Source organism: Streptomyces lycii, assembly GCF_009735685.1.
In the GTDB taxonomy this organism is placed as follows: domain Bacteria; phylum Actinomycetota; class Actinomycetes; order Streptomycetales; family Streptomycetaceae; genus Streptomyces; species Streptomyces lycii.
In genome coordinates this window covers 18,428-39,439 of record NZ_WHPN01000416.1, presented here as the reverse complement: position 1 = coordinate 39,439, position 21,012 = coordinate 18,428, and the positions used below count along the sequence as shown (strand labels likewise).

Annotated in this window: 17 protein-coding genes; 5 read left to right on the top strand and 12 right to left on the bottom strand. The window is 73.7% G+C overall.

What is annotated here, in order from left to right:
* Positions 1–356: 356 nt before the first annotated feature.
* Positions 357–935: a dihydrofolate reductase family protein gene (locus GCU69_RS29540; protein WP_156207724.1), complete on the top strand. Its 579-nt coding sequence runs from the start codon at positions 357–359 to the stop codon at positions 933–935.
* 277 nt (positions 936–1,212) lie between these two features.
* Here GCU69_RS29540 and GCU69_RS34885 read toward each other — a convergent pair whose 3' ends face one another.
* The 7 genes from GCU69_RS34885 to GCU69_RS29505 form a co-directional block, all read right to left on the bottom strand.
* Positions 1,213–1,416, bottom strand: a complete 204-nt coding sequence (locus GCU69_RS34885; protein ID WP_368730912.1) for a M35 family metallo-endopeptidase — start codon at positions 1,414–1,416, stop codon at positions 1,213–1,215.
* Positions 1,417–1,443: 27 nt separating this feature from the next.
* Entirely contained in the window at positions 1,444–2,274 is an 831-nt protein-coding gene (locus GCU69_RS29530; protein ID WP_156207723.1) for an ATP-grasp domain-containing protein, read from the bottom strand.
* A 463-nt stretch (positions 2,275–2,737) separates the two neighbouring features.
* On the bottom strand, positions 2,738–4,447 hold the full coding sequence (locus tag GCU69_RS29525; RefSeq protein ID WP_218038002.1) for a CotH kinase family protein: 1,710 nt from the start codon (positions 4,445–4,447) through the stop codon (positions 2,738–2,740).
* Positions 4,448–5,080: 633 nt separating this feature from the next.
* Complete coding sequence (locus GCU69_RS29520; RefSeq protein WP_156207722.1) at positions 5,081–6,034, bottom strand: polyphosphate polymerase domain-containing protein; 954 nt, start codon at positions 6,032–6,034, stop codon at positions 5,081–5,083.
* On the bottom strand, positions 6,031–6,669 hold the full coding sequence (locus tag GCU69_RS29515; RefSeq protein WP_098753877.1) for a DUF4956 domain-containing protein: 639 nt from the start codon (positions 6,667–6,669) through the stop codon (positions 6,031–6,033). The genes GCU69_RS29520 and GCU69_RS29515 overlap by 4 nt, the downstream gene beginning before the upstream one ends.
* A gap of 811 nt (positions 6,670–7,480) precedes the next feature.
* A complete protein-coding gene (locus GCU69_RS29510) occupies positions 7,481–8,059 on the bottom strand; it encodes a hypothetical protein (protein WP_235978783.1) in 579 nt (192 codons plus the stop codon).
* A gap of 758 nt (positions 8,060–8,817) precedes the next feature.
* Entirely contained in the window at positions 8,818–9,849 is a 1,032-nt protein-coding gene (locus GCU69_RS29505; RefSeq protein WP_098753876.1) for an N-acetylmuramoyl-L-alanine amidase, read from the bottom strand.
* A gap of 564 nt (positions 9,850–10,413) precedes the next feature.
* Here GCU69_RS29505 and GCU69_RS29500 point away from each other — a divergent pair.
* A complete protein-coding gene (locus GCU69_RS29500) occupies positions 10,414–11,313 on the top strand; it encodes an ATP-dependent DNA ligase (protein ID WP_170315969.1) in 900 nt (299 codons plus the stop codon).
* Positions 11,314–11,953: 640 nt separating this feature from the next.
* Here GCU69_RS29500 and ligD read toward each other — a convergent pair.
* Positions 11,954–12,853, bottom strand: a complete 900-nt coding sequence (ligD, locus tag GCU69_RS29495; RefSeq protein WP_098753839.1) for a non-homologous end-joining DNA ligase — start codon at positions 12,851–12,853, stop codon at positions 11,954–11,956.
* A 40-nt stretch (positions 12,854–12,893) separates the two neighbouring features.
* Here ligD and ku point away from each other — a divergent pair, with 40 nt between their 5' ends.
* Positions 12,894–14,117 carry a non-homologous end joining protein Ku gene (gene ku / locus GCU69_RS29490; RefSeq protein WP_156207721.1) on the top strand — a complete coding sequence of 408 codons (1,224 nt, stop codon included), beginning with the start codon at positions 12,894–12,896 and terminating at the stop codon, positions 14,115–14,117.
* A gap of 540 nt (positions 14,118–14,657) precedes the next feature.
* Here ku and GCU69_RS29485 read toward each other — a convergent pair.
* The 4 genes from GCU69_RS29485 to GCU69_RS29470 all read right to left on the bottom strand — a co-directional run bounded on the left by GCU69_RS29485 (position 14,658) and on the right by GCU69_RS29470 (position 19,091).
* Positions 14,658–15,266, bottom strand: coding sequence for a hypothetical protein (locus GCU69_RS29485; RefSeq protein ID WP_156207720.1), 609 nt, complete (start codon positions 15,264–15,266; stop codon positions 14,658–14,660).
* A 386-nt stretch (positions 15,267–15,652) separates the two neighbouring features.
* A complete protein-coding gene (locus GCU69_RS29480) occupies positions 15,653–16,306 on the bottom strand; it encodes a DedA family protein (protein ID WP_098755104.1) in 654 nt (217 codons plus the stop codon).
* Positions 16,307–16,614: 308 nt separating this feature from the next.
* Positions 16,615–18,270, bottom strand: coding sequence for an alkaline phosphatase D family protein (locus GCU69_RS29475; protein ID WP_156207719.1), 1,656 nt, complete (start codon positions 18,268–18,270; stop codon positions 16,615–16,617).
* Between the two features lie 152 nt (positions 18,271–18,422).
* Positions 18,423–19,091, bottom strand: a complete 669-nt coding sequence (locus GCU69_RS29470; RefSeq protein WP_098755102.1) for an HNH endonuclease family protein — start codon at positions 19,089–19,091, stop codon at positions 18,423–18,425.
* Positions 19,092–19,294: 203 nt separating this feature from the next.
* On the opposite strand from GCU69_RS29470, the gene GCU69_RS29465 reads away from it, so the two are divergent.
* On the top strand, positions 19,295–20,098 hold the full coding sequence (locus GCU69_RS29465; RefSeq protein ID WP_235978782.1) for an ABC transporter permease: 804 nt from the start codon (positions 19,295–19,297) through the stop codon (positions 20,096–20,098).
* A gap of 228 nt (positions 20,099–20,326) precedes the next feature.
* A complete protein-coding gene (locus tag GCU69_RS29460) occupies positions 20,327–20,908 on the top strand; it encodes a TMEM165/GDT1 family protein (protein WP_098755101.1) in 582 nt (193 codons plus the stop codon).
* Positions 20,909–21,012: the final 104 nt, after the last annotated feature.

The window sequence follows — 21,012 nt, the reverse complement described above, 5'->3', positions numbered from 1 at the left end:
ACGACACAGGCCCAGGTTATCCGGCGCACAGCCGGTGACCTGGGCCTTGCTCGTGCCGCCGTTCGGCCACGGAAGCGACGTCGTGCCGATCCGCGCCGCACGACGCACTCGACACTCGCCGGTGCCGGTGCCGGCGGCGGCGGGAATGGGCCGGGCTTCGTGGACGGGCGTGCCGCGCGCTCTTCCTCCCGCGGGCCGTGTCGCCGGCCGCGCCGGGGCCGGGGGCCGCCGTTCGGCCATGGTCCGGGGAAGCCGCATTCGGGTGAACCGGACTCCATGAGCCCTGCTGCGATGAGTTTCGCCGCGGCTCCGGGTCTGTATACACGGAACCGGTCACCGCACCCGAGGAGAGCATCATGGCTGCGACCTACACCTTCGACGTCTTCTCCAGCCTCGACGGCTACGGCGCCGCCGGCGGGGACTGGACCGGCTACTGGGGCAAGCAGGGCCCCGAACTCCTCGACCGCCGCCTCGCCCTCTACGGCGGGGAGCAGCGGATGGTCTTCGGCGCCAACACCTACCGGGTCTTCGCGCAGATGCTGGCGTCGAGCACCGAGGATTCCGACGTACGGGACCCCTGGGTCACCCGGATGAGGAACCTGCCGACGACGGTGGTCTCGACCACCCTGGAAGGGCCCCTCGACTGGCCGGACGGGGAGGTCGTGAGCGGCGATGCCGTCGATGTCGTCGCTCGGCTCAAGGAGGAGTCCGAGGTGCCGCTGCGCTCGCACGGCAGCCTGTCGATGAACCGGGCGCTGATGGCCGCCGGTCTGGTCGACCGTGTCCAGGTGACGCTCTTCCCCGTGATCACCGGCCGGACCGGGCTGGACCCGGTCTTCCGGGGTGCGGCCGACTTCGACCTCGAGCTGATCGAGAGCCGGACGCTCGACAGCAGCATCCAAGAACTCGTCTACCGGCCCGCCCTGCACGCATGAATCCGTCAACCTGAATCCGTCAAAGGGGCTCGGTCAGTCGCCGTGCGCCCGGCAGGCAACGTCCGGGGCAGCGGCAGAAAAAGCGGTGCAGGGGCGGAAAGCGGTGCAGGGGCGGAAAGCGGTGCTCCGGCGGAAAGCGGTGCCGAGACGGAAAGCGGTTCCGGTGGCGGAAACGGTGCTGGGGTGGGGAGCCGGTGCTGCCGCAGACAGTGGTGCGGCGGCCCGGACAGCGCGTGAGTGCTCTTCCTGCGCGCCGCCGCCCGGGGGCGCCGGCGCGCTAGACGAACTCCACGAAGTATTTGTGGTTGTCGGCGTTGAAGACTGCCTTCCGGGGATCGTTGGCAGCCAGGCTGGTGCACGCGTTCTGACCGTACGCGTAGTCCTCGGTGGGGCTCTTGGCGTGGCTCCATTCGCGGACGGTCTTACCGTGCGGCGGTGTGCCGTCAGGCGCGGTGGCCCTCGACGCCCAGAAATCGGAGATCCGGAATCGACGCCCGGGAATCGCCTCTCAGGAATCGGCGCTCAGGAATCGGTGGAGTGAGGCCGTCATGCTTCTCACGAACGCTTCCCGGGTGGCTTCCGGGGCGCGGGCCAGGGACAGATAGGGATTGAGGTCTTCCAGTTCGACCAGCAGGAGGTCCCCGTCGCGGGTGCGGCACGCGTCCACGCGCTGGATGCCGTGCCCGACGGTGTTCCAGTTGATGAAGCGCCGCGCGAAGGCGAGGTCCGCCTCCGTGGGCTCGTAGGGCTCCAGAGCCCAGCGCCGGTCCGGGTCGGGCGCGTGCAGCGCGTACTGGAAGTCGTCGTCCACGAAGTGGAACGACACCTCGTAGCGGAAGTCGATCTGGGGCTGGACCAGCACGCCGTCCCAGGTCACGTCTTCGAGTTGGTCCGCGGTGACGAAGCGGAGGCCGACGGAGTCCGCTCCGGCCTTCGGTTTGACCGCGTACGTACCGGCCCCGGGCAGGAGGGGCAGGTCCTCGGGGCGGTCGACGGTGGGGATCACCGGGTACCCGGCCTCGGTCAGGTCGACCAGATACTGCTTGCCCCGCATGTCGGCCCGGCCCGTCAGCGGGTTGTAGACCCGGGTGCCGCGCGCCGCGGCCCGTGCGCGGAAGGCTTCGTACTGCTCCTGGTAGTGGAGGACCGGCCCGCTGTTCCGCACCACGACGGCCCGGAAGCCGTCCATCAGCGCCGCGGCGTCCAGGGGATGGCACAGGGCGATGTCGAAGTCCTCGCGCAGCCGGGAGGACAGGAAGATGTCCTCGTCGCAGTAGCGCCGGCCGCGGGCACGGTAGGTCAGGTCGGTCACGTACAGAAGGCTGGGGCGGGCCGGCACGGTGCTTCTCCTCGGTCAGTGGCAACCCAAGGTAACGGGGGCGCGGGGCGCTGCCGCGGGCACCCCGGGCCCCACGTCACGGCCTGCGGCACGTTCACGGTCCGCCGCGCGTCACGGCCTGCGCTGTTCACGGTCCGTCGCACGGCATGGCCTGCGGCACGTTCACGTCCGTCGCACGTCACGCCTGCGGTACGTGCACGGCCCGTCGCACGTCATGGCCGTGGCAGGAGACGGGGCGGGGCGCCCTCGGCGGGGAGGATCCTCGGCAGGGAACGGCCCGCGGCAAGGGGGGACGTCCCGTGGCAGGGAACGCCTGCGGCACGTCACGGCCCGCGGGGGGAGAGGGCCCGGGGCGGGAGAGGTCCCGGGGCAGGGGACGGCCCGGGGCAAGGGACGGCCCGGGCACCCCGGGGGGAGCCGGGTGTCCGGGCCGTCCTGCTCCGGCGCGCGGCCGCCCGCGCCGTCAGCCCGCGTCCGGGCTCCAGCCGGAGGTGTCCAGCCAGGCCGTCCGCTCGGTCATCCACGTACGCATCAGGTCCACATGCCCCTGCCAGGTCGCCGCCGTCGGGGTGTTGAAGGGTCCGACCATGGCGTCGGTGAGATTGGGCCACTTCGCGAAGTTGCGTTCGGCGGCGCCCGCCAGTGGCGCGGCCAGTTCCGTGATGCGCGCGTTCAGCTGCTCGTCGGACAGGATGCCCCGGCGCAGCTCCTTCCAGCGCGCGTCGACCTGCTCCGCGAACGCCGGGTCGCCCATCAGCTTCACGAACCAGTCGTTGGCCACCGGCTGCCGCACCTGCTCGAACTGCCAGCCCGCCGTCTTCTCGTTGTTGAAGTAGCCGCCGGTGCCGAAGGTCAGGTCGTAGTCCCACAGCGGCCCGGCGACGATCTTCTCACCGCGGTCCTTGTAGAAGTACGTGCTGCGGATGTACGCGTCGAGTTCGCGGGTCAGTTCGTTCACGATGATCTGGTCGATGAACGACGCGGTGTCGATGTACGCGGGATAGCCGGTCTCCGGATCGGACGGGTTCTCGCTCCGCAGCGACGTGTGGAAGTCGGCCAGGTGCTGGGTCAGCCAGGCCTCCTGCTCGGGTGCCGGCGAGCCCGGCTCCGCCACCTCCAGGTCCTGCCAGCAGTTCGTCACGGTCCGCGGGCACTCCAGCGTGGGCTCCTCGGACGCGAACCACTCGAACTTGAACACGTAGCCGCCGGAGACCGCCGGCAACGACACGTCCGTCTTCTTCAGCTCCTGGATGTCCAGCCGGTCCGGTGAGGTCTTGATCGTCTCGGTGATCATGTAGACGCCCTGGTAGTCGTCCTCGGCCATCGGCTCGCCGTCGGTGTTCAGATACAGCTCGACGAACGCGAAGCGCGGGGCCTGCATGCCCATGTCCCGGCCCAGGCCGTAGGCGAAGGCGTCGTGGATCAGCGTCTTGTCCGAGAACGGTCCGCGCAGCACCCAGTCGGAGTCCGCGGGCATGCCGAGCACCGGGTGGTCGGCGTCGTCGTCCTGGTTGTCCCACAGCTCCAGCCGGTACGGGGCCTTCTCGAACATCGCCGAGGACTGGCCGCGCAGATGGAATCCGGCCCGGGTGGCGACCGACGGCGCCGACGCCAGCGAGGTCGTACCGCCCTCGGGCTCCATCAGCAGGGCGGACACGTCGGCGTACTCGCGGCCCGGCTTCCCGGCTCCGTACGCGTCCATCGCCAGCACGGGCAGATCGTGCTCGGCGTCGAACGAGCGGGCGGTGTAGAGCGCCGTGCCCGGCTCGCCGCTCGCCGCCCCGTCGACGAACGCCTGGGCGCGCAACTGCGTGGTGGCCGTGAACTCCAGTGGCGCGGAGTAGCGGGCGGAGTCCGCCGTGGGCAGCTCGCCGTCCGTCGTGTAGCGGATCTCGGCGCCGCTCACCGTGCTGCTCAGCGCGACGGAGACCTGGTCCCGGAAGGTGCCGCTCGGTACGGAGAACGTGATGTCCCCGGTCAGGTCCGCCTCCGCCCGCGCCTGCTGCTTCTGCTGCCGGGCGGCGGAGTCGGCGGCTGCGGTGCGGTGCGCGGCAGGGTGCGCGGCGGTGTCACCCGGTGGTGGAGCGGGACTGCCGTCCGCGCTCGTCACTCCGGTCATCACGATGGCAAGGGCGGCGAGCAGAGTCAGCAGGCCGCGTCGTTTCGTTCGCACAGCGCTTTACCTCGGTTCGTGAACGAGTGAGGGCAGCCGTGCTCGGCCACCCCGGTCCGGAGCACACATGCTCGGGTGCTCCGCCTGAATCTGTGCTTCCGCGCGGCGGTCCGGCGAGGACCCCGGTGCGGTGCGGCGGAGACCCCGGTGCGGTCCGGCGGAGACCCCGGTGCGGTGCGGCGAGGGCTCGCACCGTCCCGCGGAGACCCGCGCGGCCCCGGCGGAGACCCCGCCCGGTCCAGCGGGGATTGCCCGGCCCGGCCCGGCCCGGACCTCGCATCGTCCGGCGAGACCCGCACCGTCTCCCGGCGACCCGTGCTTCTCGCGACGACTCGGGGCCTCCCGAGGACTGGGTTGTCTCGCGAGGACCGGGGTGTCCCGGGAGCCCGGGTTGTCTCCCGGGATCCGCACCGTCTCGCGGGACCCGCACCGTCTCGCGACGCCCCGTCCGTACGGCCCGGTGCTGCTGGGCGCACGGACCGCGCGCCCGGTCCGGGCAGTCCCCCCGGCCGGGGCGGACCCCCGGGCCGGGACGGGCCCCCGCGCCGGGAATGGGGCCCCGCGCCGGGGTGGTGTCCCAGGCCGGGACGGGGCCGCGTCCGCGCCGGCAGGGCGGCCCCGTGGCCCCGAGGACTAGCTCGTCATCACCGCGTCGAGACAGTTCTGCGCCTCCTGGCGTTCCCGCGACCGGTCGGGGTCCCGGTCCAGGTCCCGGCGGCGTTCCCGGTCCGGCTCCGCTGTCCGGCCGGCCGGACCGCCCCGCTCCCCGCCGGGCCCGGGCTCCCGGTCCGCCGTACGGTCGGCCGGTGCCGGACGGCCGCTGTCCGGCGGGAAGTTGCGGCGCAGGGTGCGCCGCCAGGGTGCCGAGGGCAGCTCTGGGCGCAGCGCGGCCAGACCCGTCGCGAACTTCGAGATCCGCGCGGGCCGCCAGTGGTTGCTCCAGAGCAGCCGGTCGAATCCGGAGGCCGTTGAGCCCGTCTTGGTCTCCACGACCGCCGTGTCGGACAGCCGGATCTCGCGTTCCCCGTCCGCCCAGACCAGCCCGGTGTCGATCGTCACCCGGCTGTCCGTGTCCGGCAGATGAAGCGTGGTGCGCTGGTAACGCGTCGTCAGGACCGGGACGAAGTGGAACGCGTGACTGCCGGTGATGCGGTGCGTCGACAGGGTGGTGTCGACGAACTCGCGGCCGGGTCCGAGCGTCGCGTGGTCGTCCAGCTCGTACGGCAGCCGCTCCTTGACGGTGTCGCCGCGGCCTCCCTGGGTCTTCACCTCCAGCCAGCACTGGGCCGACTCCTCGTAGACCCGGGTACGGATCTTGAAGCGCCTGCGCCTGCGCTGCGCGGCCAGCAGATAGCTGACGAGGTCGGGGGTGTCGAAGTAGAGGGACCGGTAGGAGAAGCTGCGGGACTCGCCGATCTCCAGCACCCGGGTCCCGGCGGGCAGCTGCTCCAGCAGGGCGCCGACGGTGTCGACCGGCAGGACGTACTTGCGGTCGAAGCGGGTCTGCAGCGACGCGCGCTCGATCAACTCGTCCAGGCTGATCGGCGGCAGGGCGTCGAGGGCGGGGCCGAGGCGCGCGGCGGTCACGGGCGCACCGCCACCGCGGTGGCGGTGTTGGCCGGGCCGGCTGTCTTCTCGGCGTGGGCGGTCGTGCCGCCCTTGGCCTGGAAGCCGGGGGTGACGCGGTAGCGCACGTCCACGACGGTGGTGTCGTTGACCATGTCGACCCGCTGGACGACGGCCGCGTGGACCCGGGCGCCGAGGGTGTGTTCCAGGTGCGCGACGAGTGCCGTCTGTTCGGGCAGAGCCGCGTCGAGCACCATGATCTGCCGGTGGTAGCTGCTCAGCATGCGCGGGTGGTCACCGATGAACAGCACCACCAGGATCAGCGCCATCAGCCCGGTCGAACGCCATATGTTGCCGGTGTCCAGTGCGCCGAGGATGCCCAGCGCCAGCGCCGAGAAGTAGTACGCGACCTCGTGCTGGTCGAGTTCCGTGGAGCGCAGCCGGATGATGGAGAGCACACCGAAGAGGGCCATACCGAGCCCGAGTCCGGTGCTGGAACCTCCGGAGCTCAGCGAGCTGGCCACCGCGAGTACGCCGACATTGACGCCGAGGTAGGCGACGACCAGGTCCCGGCGGCGGTGTCGCCGGAAGTACAGGCCGAACACCAAGAGGCTCACGGCGGCGATATCGCTGAGGAACAAGGCGAGTTGCGCCATGACGAGTCCTCCGGTGGGGGTGGGGGGTGTCCGTGCGATGAATGACGAACGGCGCGACAGTTACATGAACATGACGGTAAAGATGCCGTCTCGGTCACCGCCACTCACTTCCCGCCGATCACCTCCTCCGCGAAACCGCTGGTCAGGCGCGGCCGTTCGAAATGGCGAGCGGGCGGAGGGACGGTTCGGCAGCGTGTATCAGGGCAGTTCAGGCCACGACTTGGCGGCCCGGCCGGGTGATGGAACCGCTCCCACGGTGTACTGACCGGAACTGGCGCCTGTCGGCAGGGTTACCGGAAGGTTTCCGGTACGGAACCGTTCCGTTCACCTCCCCCGGCCGCTGTTGTTCGATACAGCTCAGCCCGCGCATCGCCGGTGCGGGCGGCCCGGGCGGCGGGTGTGAAGCGGCGGGCCGGGAGGTGTTGATCTGCCGAGAATTACCGGAAAACTTCCGGAGAGCGGGGTGCCGACGGGAGACCGGGTGTGCCCGTGGGGGGCGCGGCTGCTTCGGTCGCGTGTCCGGCGGGAGGTGCGGAGGGTCCGTGGTGCGGAGCGTCCGTGGTGCGGAGCGTCCGGGGTGCGGAGCGTCCGGGGTGCGGAGCGTCCGGGGTGCGGATGTGACGTTACGTCGGGTAGGGCCCGGGGTCCTCCGGGCGGGGGTCCTCTGGGCATCGGTCGTGCGGCGGTGATGCCGTCGGACCGGTGCGGCGGTGCGGCGGTGCCCGGGTGTCCGGGTGCCCGGGCCCTCGGCAAGCCGAGAGCCCCGCCGTGCTGGGGGCACAGCGGGGCTCGGCTCTCGGGAAGCTTTCGCTCAGAAGTTCCCGTTCGACAGGATCTCGCCGTCGGCGTCGTAGATCGTGACCAGGCCGTTCTCGGAGTCCTTCCAGTCCGCGAAGGCGGAGGCCAGCAGCTTGCCGTCGGCCTGGTGCGGACCCATGAGGCCGCCGGTGTAGTCGGTGTAGACCTCGGCCGAGTCGAGGAAGTCGTTCTGCTCGTCGGCGCCCTGCACCTTGGTGACGTGCCGGGCGGCCTCCTTCTCCTGCGGGGTGCCGTTCTTCGTCACGAAGTCCTTGAACTGCTCGGCCTGGCTCTTCTCGGCCGGTTCGTCCTTCGCGGCCTCCGGCTCGGCCTCCGCGTCGGCCTTCTTCTCGTTCGCCCGGCCGTCGGCCGCCTTGTCGCCGGCCGGTTCGCCGTCCCGGCCGGCCGGGCTCGTGGCCGTGGTGTCGTTCCCGGTCTCCTCGCCACCGCTCGTGACGACGCCCATCACGACGACCAGGGCGAAGAAGGCGCCGATCCCGATGAGGATCTTCTTGCCCGTGCCGGTGCGCTTCGGCGGCTGGGGAAGCGGGGCGTACGGACCGGGCTGCGGCTGCTGGTGAGGATAAGTCATGAGCGGTGTCCTTGCGTATATGACGTGTGTACTTAGTTGGACACGCAACGCCCGGGAGGGTTGTTCGCTGTTCAAGGAAAATGGGTCACGTTCGGATCACAGCCGTCCCGGGGCGGTGCGGAGCGTCGCGGACCCGGGGTGTTCGCCCGGTGCGAGAACTGTGACCCGGCGGCGTGCGGGCCGGTTGTACACGGCGACCGCCGGTCCTCCGAAGGAGTGACGCGAGGGCGATTCCGCGGCCGGGGACGCGGGGACCGCTGTACGGGACGGCGGGGCGGCACGACGGTTCGACAGTTGTACGAGGCGGCGGGGCGGCGCGACGGTTCGACAGTTGTACGGGGTGGTGGGGCGGTGCGACGGCTGCACAGAGGTGGCAGGGCGGCGGGACGGCAGTACGGGGCGGCTGGGCCCGGGGAGGGGCGGGCCCGGCCGTCGGTGGTCGGGAACCGGTTCCTGCGGTCCGCGGCGGGGAACCGGGCCTCGGCTCCGTACGGCGTCGGAAGGCCGGGCCGGGCCCCGTACGGGGTCGGAAGGCAGGGCAGGACCCGTACGGGGTCGGAAGGCAGGGCAGGACCCGCCCCGCAGCGGTCGGAGGCCCGGCCGGGCTCCCGTACGCGGCCGGAGAACCGGGCCCGGCCCCGTACGAACCGGGCCCGGCCCCGTACGAACCGGGCCCGGCCCCGTACGAACCGGGCCCGGCCCCGTACGGACCCGGCCCGGCACCGTGCGGGGCAGGCGATCCGGGTCCGTACGTGCGGTCAGGTGGCCCAGACCAGGACCTTCAGTACCCCGGTCACGGTGACCGGCTCGCTGTGCCAGTGCTTGACCCGGATCCTGGCTCCGCGGCCCGAGGGGAGGCGCCCGGTGATGGGAATCTTCGCGAAGGTGTCGCCCGCGGTGCCGATCAGCTCGCCGATCGGGTGGTTCGTGGTGTACTCCCCGTCGTTCACCTCCGACAGCCGCACCTGGAACTGCTCGCCCACCGGCAGGCCGCTGACCCGGATGTCGATCTCACCGGTGTAGAGGGCCGGGCCGTGCAGGAACTGCGAGCCGCCCGTCGCATGGTCACCGGGCTGGTCCGTCCACTCGGTGTCCCACTCGATCGCGTCCCACACGTCCGGGGACAGCTGCATGCCCGCGGTGCGGCCGAGATTGATGTACTGCGGCATGTCGTCCTCCGAGGAACCGGTGCCGGGCGGGTTGGCGAGGAGATTCTTCACACGGGTGCGGAAACTGCTCATGGTGAAGCCGCGGGGGTCGATCTTCCCGGGCTGCCATTCGAGGTGCCCGATGACGGACCGCTCGTTCCAGCCGTGCGCACGGCAGAGGGCGGCGGCCCACCGGGCGGCCGCGTCGACCTGGGCCGCGGGCCACGGGTCGCGGCCGTTGCCGAGGTTGATGAGTTCGATGCCGTAGAAGTGCCGGTTGCCGTCGGTGTTGGCCTCGTTGTCGGCGGGCAGCGAGCGTTCGGCGATCACCGCGCGGAGTACGTCGTCGTCGCCCAGGCCCGCGTGGTTGGCCCGGCCGTTGCCGACCATGTAGAGCGTGCCGTCCTTGGCGCCCACGGTGTGGCACAGCGGACCGGGCAGGGACGAGTGGCCGTTGTAGCAGAGGGCCACCGAGGAGTCGGTGCCGCTGGTGACGGTGTGGTGGATCATCACGCCGTGCACCGGGCCCCAGGACCCTTTGTGGTTGCGGTTGTTGGAGCGCCAGCTCTTGTACTCGACGACCTTGCAGCCTTCGGCCTTGAGTGCGGCGAGCTGTCGCGCGGCGGACAGGGGTGTGGCCATACGGGACCCTTCGGGGTGGGAGAGGGATGGGGTGGCCGGGTCGCGGGTGTCGGAGGAGCCGTAGGAGGCCGGGAAGAGGCGGACGGAGGACGGAAGAGGCGGACAGAGGGGAGAAGGAGGCGAGGGGAGAAGGACAAGGACGGAGGGAGAAGGGCAAGGAGGGCAGGACAGCCGGGTGGCGGGGATCTCCGGGCGGGCGGGGCGGGAACGCGCCGTTCCGGCCTGGAGCGGCGGATTCCGGCCCCGCCCCGGGCCCGGCGAACTCCATCCGGCTACCCGGTGTGCTCAGTTGATGCCCCTCGGGCGGTGTGGCGGAAACGCCGTACGGCACGGGGATCGGAGCGTACCCGGGCCGCGGCCGCCGTCCGGTCCGGCCGCCGGTCCGGACCGGGTGGAGGCGGTGCCCGGGCGGCCGGGATCCGCCGGGCCGGCGGGGCCGGACGCACCGTCCCGGGCAGGCAGCCCGCGCCCGCCCGACGGGCCTGCCCGCCCGCCGGGTGCCGCGCCCGTCCGGGGCAGGCGTGTCGGGGCGGGCTTGAAGCCGTCATGCCCGACGCTGGCGGCGTGAACGAACACGTGGTGCTGCGGCCCCCGGTGTCCCTGGTCCGGCCCAAGCGGGTGGCCGCCATCCCGGAGGAGACCGGGATACGGGGCGGTGCCTGGTACGAACCGAAGCTCGACGGCTACCGGGCCGTCGCCTGGTGCCTGCCGGGCGGTGTACGGCTGCACTCGCGCGCCGGGCTCGACCTGACCGCGATGGTTCCTGAGGTCGCCGGGGCCCTGGAGCGGCTGCCGGTGGGTGCCGTGCTCGACGGGGAGCTGTGCGCGGTCGTCGGCGGGCGGATGGAGTTCGGCGCGCTGGCCCGCCGCCGGAGCCGGGACCGCTCCCGGTGGCCGGCCGTCTCGTACGCCGTCTTCGACGTGCTCGCCGTGCCGGGACGGGACCTGCGCGCGCTGCCGCTGCGGAAGCGGCAGGAAGAGCTGAGGACACTGCTGGAGGGATCGGAGCCGCCGGTGCAACTGCTGTTCGGCACGGCCGAGAAGGCGGTCGCGGAGGTGTGGTTCCGGGAGATGGGCGCCGTGGGCAGCGAGGGCATCGTCGCCAAGCCGCTCGGCTCCGTGTACGAGCCCCGGCGGGCCGGGTGGGTCAAGGTCCGGCACAGCGAGACGGCCGACGCGAAGCTGGTCGGGGTCGTGGGCGGCACCGCCCGGCCGGAGGCCGTGGTCGTGGACCTGCCGGACGGCCGCCGCGCGGTGACGTCGCCGCGCCTCGGCTCCGCCGACGCGCGGGTCGTCGGCGGCCATGTGGCGGGCGATGTGGGAAGCGAGGCGCGGATGCTCGGCGAGGTGCTGTGGCACCCGGTCGGCCGCGACCTGCTGATCGAGGTGCGGGAGGAGTCGGGGCGGCACGGGGCGGTGCGCTTCGTCCGGGTCCGGGAGGACGAGGAGGGCGCCCCCGGCTGACCGGGCCGACCGGGGGCTCGCCGGTCCGGGCGCCGGAGGGTGCTCGTCCGGGTCCCGGGCACCGCTCCGCCGGGCGCCGGGCGCCGGGCACCGCTCCTCCGGGTCCCGGGCACCGCTCCTGCCGGTCCCGGACACCGCTCCTCCCAGTCCCGGGCACCGCTCCTCCGGGCGCCGGGCGCCGGGCACCGCTCCTCCGGGTCCCGGGCACCGCTCCGCCGGGCGCCGGGCGCCGGGCACCGCTCCTCCGGGTCCCGGGCACCGCTCCTCCCGGTCCCGGATACCTCTCCTCCCAGTCCCGGGCACCGCTCGTCCGGGCGCCGGCGGGCTGCTCGGGGGCGCCGGGACGGTGTTCGTCCGGGCGCCGGCGGGCTCCCGGTCCCGGTCCCCGTCCTGGTGCCGGAGGCTCCGGCCCGGGCGGCGGAGACCGCTGGTCCGGGTGCCCGGGGGCTGATCGTCCGGGCGCCGGGTCTGCCTCTCCGTCCGCCGGGGAGAGCCCCGCCGGCATGCCGGAGTCCGCCCGTCCGGGCACCGGGACCGGCATCGGGACCGGGACCGGCATCGGCATCGGGACCGGCATCGGCATCGGGACCGGGACCGGAAACGGGCCGGCTTCCCAGGGACGGATCCGCGGCACTCCGGTTCAGTCGGCGCGCAGTTCCGGCAGCGGCCGGCCGGAACCGGGGTCCAGCAGGTCGGCCAGCAGGTCGCCGTGGGCCGCCAGCCGCTCCGGCATGTCGGGGGCCCGTACGGCCAGTTGTTCGGGGTCGTCGCAGGCGCCGATCTCGTCCCAGGTGACGGGCGCGGAGACGGCCGGGGTGTCCCGGGCGCGCAGGGTGTACGGCGCGGCGGTCGTCTTGGCCGCCGCGTTCTGGCTGAAGTCGACGAAGACCTTGCCCGGCCGCAGTGAGCGCGTCATCCGGTGCAGCACCAGGTCCGGCAGGGCCCGTGAGGCCTCGACCGCGAGCGCCTTCGCGTACGAGGTCACCTCCCGGGAGGGCGCCGGCGGGCCGATCGGGACGTACAGGTGCAGCCCTTTGGAACCGCTGGTCTTGCCGTACGCCGTCAGGCCGTCCTCCGCCAGCCGCTCGCGCAGCCAGCCCGCGACCGCGCAGCACTGGACGATGTCCGCGGGTGCGCCCGGATCGAGGTCGAACACCAGCCGGTCGGCGAGGGCGGGCGCGGAGGCCCGCCACTGCGGTGTGTGCAGCTCGGTGACGAGGTTCGCGACCCACATCAGCGTCGGCAGGTCGTCGACGAGCACCTGCCGTGCCGTCTTCTCCTCGGAACGCGGTACGTCGGCGGTCTTCACCCAGGCGGGGGCACCGGGCGGCACGTTCTTGGCGAAGAAGTGCTCACCGGCCACGCCGTCCGGATAGCGCAGCAGCGACAGCGGGCGGTCGTGCAGGTGGGGGAGGAGGGCGTCGGCGACGGTGGCGTAGTAGTGCAGGACCTCCGCCTTGGTGAAACCGCTCGGATAGAGAACCTTGTCGAGGTTGCTCAGCGCCAGGCGCCGCCCCTCCACCTCGGTGATCGGCGACATACCATGGAGAATCCCATAAAAGGGGCGAAAGGGGTGAACCGTGCGGTCCATCTGGAAGGGAGCCATCTCGTTCGGCCTGGTCAGCATTCCGGTCCGGGTGTTCGGGGCGACCGAGAACCACTCCGTCTCCTTCCGCCAGGTCCACGCCGCCGACGGCGGACGCATCCGCTATCGCAAGGTGTGCGAGCTGGAGGACGAGGAGGTGTCGACCTCCGAGATCACCAAGGCGTTCGAGGCGGCCGACGGCACGACCGTCCCGCTCACCGACGAGGACCTGTCCTCGCTCCCGCTGCCCACGGCCCGGACCATCGAGATCCTGGCCTTCGTCCCGGCCGACACCATCGACCCTCTCCAGCTGGACCGGTCGTACTATCTGGGCGCCGACGGCGGCGGCGCCGCGAAGCCGTACGTCCTGCTGCGCGAGGCGCTGACCCGCAGCGAGAAGGTCGCCGTCGTCAAGCTGGCCCTGCGCGGCCGCGAGACGCTCGGCATGCTCCGTGTCGTCGACGACGCCCTCGCCCTGCACACCATGCTGTGGCCGGACGAGATCCGCTCCTCCGCCGGTGTCGCGCCGGAGACCGACGTGGCCGTGCGCGACGCCGAACTCGACCTCGCCGACACCCTCATGGACACCCTGGGCGACATCGACCTCGACTCGCTGCACGACGAGTACCGGGAGGCCGTCGAGGCGCTGGTCGCCGCCAAGCTGGAGGGTGTCGAGCCCGCGGAGGCCGGCGGGCCGCCCGAGGCCGGCGGCAAGGTGATCGACCTGATGGCCGCACTGGAGAACAGCGTCCGGGCCGCTCAGGAGAGCCGCGGCGGCGACACCGGCGCGCGGGGCGGCGAGGAGGCCGGAGACGAGACCGGGGAGACCGGGGAGGGGAGCGGCGGAGAGGTGAAGGAGCTGCGCGGGGCCGCCGCGAAGAAGTCCGGCGGCGGGAAGGCCGGGGCCAAGGGCTCCGGGACCGGGGGGCGGGCGGCGAAGAAGGCCGCCTCGCCGGCCGGGAAGGGGTCAGCCGGGAGCAAGGGGGCCGCGGAGGGCAAACAGGCCGCGGCGGGCGGGACTTCGGGCGGGGGGAGGACAGCCGCCAAGAAGACCTCGGCGAAGAAGACCACCGGCGAGAAGGCCGGCGGCCGGACGGGGAGCAAGGCCGGGAGCAAGGCCGGAGGCGAGAGCGGGGGCCGGGCCGGGAGCCGGAAGAGCACCGCGAAGAAGGCCGAGGCGGAGAAGGCGGCCCCCCGGAAGCGGGCACGCGCGGGATGACCCGGGAACGGGGCGCGCCGGATGTCGGGGAACGGGGCGCGCCGGATGTCCGGGGCACGGGGCACGCCGGATGTCGGGGGCGCGGGGGTGCGCCGGACGACCCGGGCCGGGCCGCCGCCGCGGCGTTCCAGGTCGGGCCCCGCACCCGCCCCGTCATCCCGCCCCGGGGCCCGTCCGGCCGGTCACCCGGCTCCGTCACCCCGCCCCGTCATCCTCGCCGGTCCGCCACTCGGCCGGTGCGTCCGCCGGACGATCCCGGCGTCACCCCGTCCCAGCAGCGGTCCCTTCTTCGGTCACCCTGCCCCGTCACCCTGCCGTTCCGTCCCCGGCACCCGCGGCCCGTCGGCCTGTCACTCGACTCCCGCCGTTGCGTCGGCCGTCCCTCGGCCCGCCGCCCTCGGTTTGTCACTCGGCCCCCGCTGTTGCGTCGGCCGTCCCTCGACCCCGCTGTTGCGTCGGCCCGTCCCTCGCCCCGTTGCCCGTCGGACCGTCACTCCGCCCCGTCGGACCGTCACTCCGCCCCGTCGTCCCGCCGGCCCGTCACTCCGCCGGTGTGCCCGCCGCCCTCGCCCGGCGCCGGAACACGTAGACCCCGGCGCCCGCGGCCGCCGCGAGCAGCACTCCGCCGGCGGCCGTGCCGGTGGTCGCGGTCAGTCCGGCGAACGTGTCGTTCCCGGCGGCCTCCACCCCGTCGGCCGACACGACGAGGGGCGTCGTCGCCACCCGGCCGTCGGTGCCGCAGCGGAACCGCACCTGATGGCTGCCCGGCTCGGCGTACGTGCGCACCGTGGCGCTGCCGAACAGCCGGCTCGCCCGGAGGTCCGCCGGCTGGAGCCGGATCTCGCCGAAGGCCTTCGACGCCGCCGTGCCGGTGCGGGTTCCGCAGCCCTTGATCTCCAGCGCCACGGTGCCGCCCGGCGCCACGGCGGACGGTTCCGCCACGGCCGCGGGGCCGGGCGGGGCGTCCGCCGCGGCGCCGGGGGCCGCCACCGGGGACAGGGCGGCGGCCGGCTGTGCCGGGACCGGGGCGGCGAGGGCGGGCGGGGCGCCGATGACCGCGACGGACACCGACGCCGCGGCCCCCAGGGCTGCGAGCGTCACGGCCCGGGTGCTGCGGGTTCCGCGCATCGGTCGTACGGGCTTCGGCATCGTCGTACTCCTCCATCGCAGTCGGCGCCTCCGTCACGTCCGGGTGACGGAGCGGGCACGTTCTGTGAGAGGAACGCTAGAAGCGGCCGCGGGATACGGCGACCCGGCCAGGGCGAACGGGTGGGTGCGCCGGGCGGCGGCCCACCGGACCGGCGGAAACCCGGCCCCGGGCGAACGGCCGGGCGGCGGAGCGTGGTTCACGTACCGCGATGAGGACCCGGGTCACGCCCCCGGGCCACGGGTTCGGGGCACCGCCCCGGCCGCGGGTCCGAGGCACGCGCCGGTCCCGGGACCCGGTTCACGCCGCCTCCGTGGGAGCGGCCGGGTCGGCGGAGTGCGGTTCACGTCTTCCGGGGAGAGCCCCGTTCACGCTCCCCGGGGCCGGTTCACGCCTCCGTGGGAGCGGCCGGGCGGCGGACCAGGTACGCGGCACCCGCGCCGCCCGCGAAGAGCACCAGCACCGAGACGGCCGTGCCGGGCCAGCCCGCGCCGAGCCAGTGGCCGCCGAAGTAGCCGAGGCCCACGCTGTACGCCGCCCAGGTCAGCCCGGCGAGCGCCGACCAGGGCAGGAACTCCTGGCCCCGGCGGTGCGTGGCACCCGCGCCGAGGCTCACCACGGAGCGTCCGGCGGGCGCGAAGCGGGCGAGCAGCACCAGGGCGCCGCCGCCCCGCACCAGGGCCGAGCCGAACCGGGCCTGGGCCGCCGTCAGCCGCCGGGAGCGGGCGATGGCCCGGTCGAAACGGACCCCGCCGCGCCACGCCAGCCGGTACGCGACGAGATCACCGAGGAAGGAGGCGGTGGCGGCGGAGAGCACCAGCAGCACCACGTCGGGCGTCGCGGCGGCGCTCGCCGCGGCCTCGGCGGCCCCCGCCACCCCCGCGGCGTCGACGGCCCCCTGAGTGCCGGTGGCGGCCGCGGCCGCCGCGATCACCAGGACCCCGCTGGGCAGCACGGGCAGGAACACGTCGAGGAGCACGGAGAGCCCGATGACGGCGTAGATCCACGGGGTTCCGGTCCACGACCCCAGGTCTTCCAGCAACGTGACTCCCCGTTCGTTCCCCCGGACCGCGTCGTCGCGTCACAGGGAGCGGCAGGAGCGGCCTTCACGCCTTCGCGGCGGTACAGCTTTACGGCGGTACAGCGTACGCCTGTGACGGCACGGGCGGTCCGCCGGGGCGCCGGCCGGTGTTTCCCCGCCCGTCACCCGTACGACCCGTCACCCGTACGACCCGGCACCCGTACGACAGGCATGCGTCCGCAGCCGGGCGGCCCGGCCCCGGTCCGATCCCGGCCCGATCCCGGTCCGATCCCGGTCCGATCCCGGTCCGATCCCGGCCCGGCCCCGGGTCAGTCCCGGGTCAGCGCCCGGTCCAGCACGGTCGTCAGCCGGGCCTCGCCGTCCGCGTCGCGGCGGGTCCCGTACAGCTTCAGCCGTGCCGTGCGGCCGCGCAGTGTGAGGGTCATCAGCTGGTTGCCGAACCACGGGCCGCCGGTGCGGTCCCAGCCGATCGCCGGGCGCCGGACCCGCCCGTGCCGGGCCAGCACGCGGCCCAGCAGCCGGCCCGGGCCGCTCCAGCCGAAGCGGAAGCCGAGCTTGATCGACGCCGGGACGCTGTTGTGCAGCGGCGAGCAGGTGAGCTGGAACACGCCCGCCGCCGGCTGCCGTGCCGGTGTCCACCGCGGTTCGGCGACGTACGCGTGGTGGACGTCCCCGGAGAGCACGCAGACCGTGGCCGGGGCCTCCGGGCCGCCGCCCGCGCGGGCGACCAGGTCGGTGAGGGCGTCGAAGGACTCCGGGAACGCCGCCCAGTGCTCCAGGTCGGCGGCCTGCCGCAGCCGCTCGCCGAGGCGCGACCAGCGCGCGCCGCGCTCCCCGGCGCACAGGGCGGCGTCCCACTGCTCGGCGGCGTGCACGGCGGGCGGCAGCAGCCACGGCAGCGAGGTGCCGATCAGCAGATGGTCGCGGCCGCCCGGGTCGTCGAGCGCCTGCTCGCGCAGCCAGTCGGCCGTGCCCTTGCCGAGCATGGCCCGCTGCCGCTCCGGCAGCACACGGGCGGCGCGCGTGTCGACCATGAGCAGCCGGGTGCGGCCGAAATCGCGGCGGTAGCTCCAGCGGGTGTGGTCCGGGTCGTCCGCGGCGGCCGCGGCGAACTCCCGCAGCAGCGCCGTGCCGTCGTCCGCCCCGGCGACGGCGGTGAAGAGCGGGTCGGCCGCCAGCTCCGCGGGGGAGAGGTTGCCGAGGTGCTGGTACACCCAGTACGACATCAGGCCGGACAGCAGGCGTTCGCGCCACCAGCCGGTGGCCTCCATCTCCGCGAGCCAGGCCGCGCTGGTGTTCCAGTCGTCGATGACGTCGTGATCGTCGAAGATCATGCAGCTGGGGACGGTGGCGAGGAGCTGCCGCAGCTCGGGGTCGCTCCAGGACTCGTCGTAGAGCCGGGTGTACTCCTCGTAGTCCGCGACCTGGTCGCCCGGCGGTTCGCCGAGGTCCCGGCGGGCGGCCAGCCAGCGCCGGGTCGCCGCCGAGGTCTCGTCGGCGTACACCTGGTCGCCCAGCAGGAGCAGCACGTCCGGGCGTTCGGTGCCGGGATCGGCGGCCATCCGCGACGAGAGGGTGTCGAGGGCGTCCGGGCCGAGGCGGCTGCCCGCGCCCGCGGCCGGCGGCGCGCTCCACCGGCAGGAACCGAAGGAGACCCGGACCGGGGTGTCGTCGCCGGGCGCGGGGAGCGTACGGATGACACCCGGCGGCGCGGCACCGCCGGGCGGCGGCCAGACCTCCCGGCCGTCGAGCAGCACCCGGTACGGGGTGCTGCTGCCCGGGGACAGCCCGGTGACGGTCACCAGGGCGTAGTGGTGCCCGGCGATCAGCCAGCTGCGGGCGCTGCCGCCCGCGCCGTCCGCGCAGCGCACCTCGGCCTCGCAGGGGCCGTCCGTCTCGACCCAGACCGTGGCGCTGTGCTCGTCCGTGTACCGCAGCAGCGGTCCCAGCCGCAGTCCGGCCATGGTGACCGCCTCCCTCCGTCCGCCCCCGTCGCTCCGTACCGTACGGAACGACGGGGGCGAGGGCGAGATTCCGCCGCGGACGGGGCCCGCGGCGGCGCCGGGGCGGCCCTGCGGCGGGGCGGCCTGGCGCCGGGGCGGCCCGGCGGCGGGGATCAGCAGCCGCTCAGGACGTCCCCGAGGGTGGACTTCTCCGCGGAGTCGACCGACAGGTCGTAGGCGTCCTTCACGGAGACCCACATCCGCGCGTACATGCAGTGGTAGCCGGTGTTCGGCGGCATCCACTCGGCGGGGTCCTGGTCGCCCTTGGACTGGTTGACGTTGTCGGTGACGGCGATCAGCTGCGCGTGGGTGAGGTCGTTGGCGAAACCTTCCCGCTCCGTGTCCGTCCAGGCGTCGGCCCCGGACTTCCACGCCTCGGAGAGCGGCACGACGTGGTCGATGTCGACGTCCGAGGCCTGGGTCCACACCCCGTCGTCGTAGGCGGAGCGCCAGGTGCCGCCGGTCGCGGCGCAGGAGCCGTCCTGCTCGACGTTCTCCCCGTCGCGCTTCAGCACGACCTCCCGGGTGTTGCAGCTGTCGCCCTGCGAGCTCCAGTGCGGGAACCGGTCGCGGCTGTAGCCGTCGCCGGAGCCCTCGGTCTCCACGGTCAGACCGTTGAGCTGGGTGAGGGCCGTCGATGCGCTCGGCGGGGTCGGAGGCTCGGCCTGCGCCGCGGGGCCGGACAGCAGGACGGTGCCGGCGAGCGCGGCGAGGCCGCCGGCCAGCCCTATTCGACGCGCGTAGATAGTGCGCGGAGAGGTGGTGGAGCGCGTACGGGACATGTGAACTCCCTGCGTGTGGGGGGATGTCGGCCGGTGTGACCCGGTCATGGTGGCGCCGCCGGGTGTCCTCCGGTGGGGCGTCAGGTAACACATTGACGACATGGTCACGTCAGATCAAGGGGCCGGACGTCCCGCCACCCGACCGGCCGAACCGCGCGGTACGCACACCAGTACGAGCAAGCCACCGGCCGTAGGGTGATGGGGTGTCACGCGCCGCCGATGCCCTGTTGCCGGTCAACTCCGTGCTCGGTGCCGTGCTCGCCGCGCTGCTCGTCGCCGCCGCCGGGGTCGCCGCCGTCGCCCGGCTCACCGGGCCCGGTGGCCGCAGCCACGCACGGGCCGTGGGCACGGCGGGACTGCGCGCCGCCGTTCAGCTCGCGGCCGTCTCGTACGTCATCGGCTGGGTGGTCCGGGCCGTGCCGCTGCTGCTCGGCTTTCTGCTGCTGATGTACGCGGTGGCCGTGTGGACCGCGGGGCGCCGGGTGACCGGGAACCGGACCTGGTGGTGGGCGGCCCTCCCGATCGGCGCCGGGGTGCTGCCCGTCGTCGCCGCGCTGCTGCTCACCGGCCTCGTACCGGTCAGGGGCATCGCGCTGATCCCCGTCACCGGCATCCTGATCGGCGGCGCGCTGTCGGCCACCGTGCTGGCGGGACGGCGGGCCCTGGACGAGCTGGCTTCGCGGCACGGCGAGGTGGAGGCGGGCATGGCGCTCGGGCTCCTCGACCGCGAGGCGCGGCTGGAGATCGCCCGCCCGGCCGCCTCGGACGCGCTGCTGCCCGGCCTGGACCAGACCCGGACTGTGGGGCTGGTCACACTGCCGGGGGCGTTCGTCGGGATGCTGCTGGGCGGGGCCTCGCCGGTGATGGCCGGGGCGGTCCAGCTGTTCGTGCTGGTCGCGCTCATGGCGGTGCAGGCCGTCGCGGTCGCCCTGGTGCTGGAACTGGTCGCCCGCGGGCGGCTGCACCGCGGCGGGGGGCCCGGCCGTCCGGCCGGGGAGGTCGCGTAGGCTGAACGCAGCAGAAGGGGAGTAGCCCTTTGCCGGACCGTCGACATACTGCTCGGCCGCACTTAGCGGAGCACCGAGCCGGCGCCCGGAGGCAGCGGACCGCGAGGTCACCTGCCGGCGAGACCTTCGGCCGCAGTGTCCAGACGCTGCCGTGCCGAAGCGACCCCTGAATCGACCAGGTCCTCTCGGTCCGGCCCGGCAGCCCGACCGATTGAGGGAATCACCGCTGTGCTCAGCATCGGCACCATCGCACTCGTCTTCGGCGTCGTCTTCCTCGCCGAACTCCCCGACAAGACCGCCCTCGCGGGGCTGATGCTCGGGACCCGCTACCGCGCCTCCTACGTCTTCGCCGGCGTCGCCGCGGCCTTCGTCGTACACGTCCTCCTCGCGGTCGCCGCGGGCAGCGTGCTCACCCTGCTGCCGCAGCGCATCGTGCAGGCCGTCGTCGGTGTGCTCTTCCTGGCCGGAGCCGCGATGCTCCTGCTGAAGAAGGACGAGGACGAGGAGGAGATCCGCAAGCCCGCCGACCAGAGCTTCTGGAAGGTGTCCGGAGCGGGCTTCATGCTGATCCTCGTCGCCGAGTTCGGCGACCTCACCCAGATCATGACCGCGAACCTGGCCGCCCGCTACGACGACCCCGTCTCGGTCGGCATCGGCGCGGTCCTCGCCCTGTGGGCGGTCGCGGGCATCGGCATCCTGGGCGGGCGGACGCTGATGAAGTACGTGCCGCTGAAGCTGATCACCAAGGTGGCGGCGGTGGTGATGCTGGCGCTGGCGGCGTTCAGCCTGTACGAGGCGGTCTCGCCGTGAGGGCGTACGGCCGCCGGCCTGTACGAGGCGGTCTCGCCACGAGGGCGTACGGCCGCCGGCCCGTATGAGGTGGTCTCGCCGTGAGGGCGTACGGCCGCCGGGCG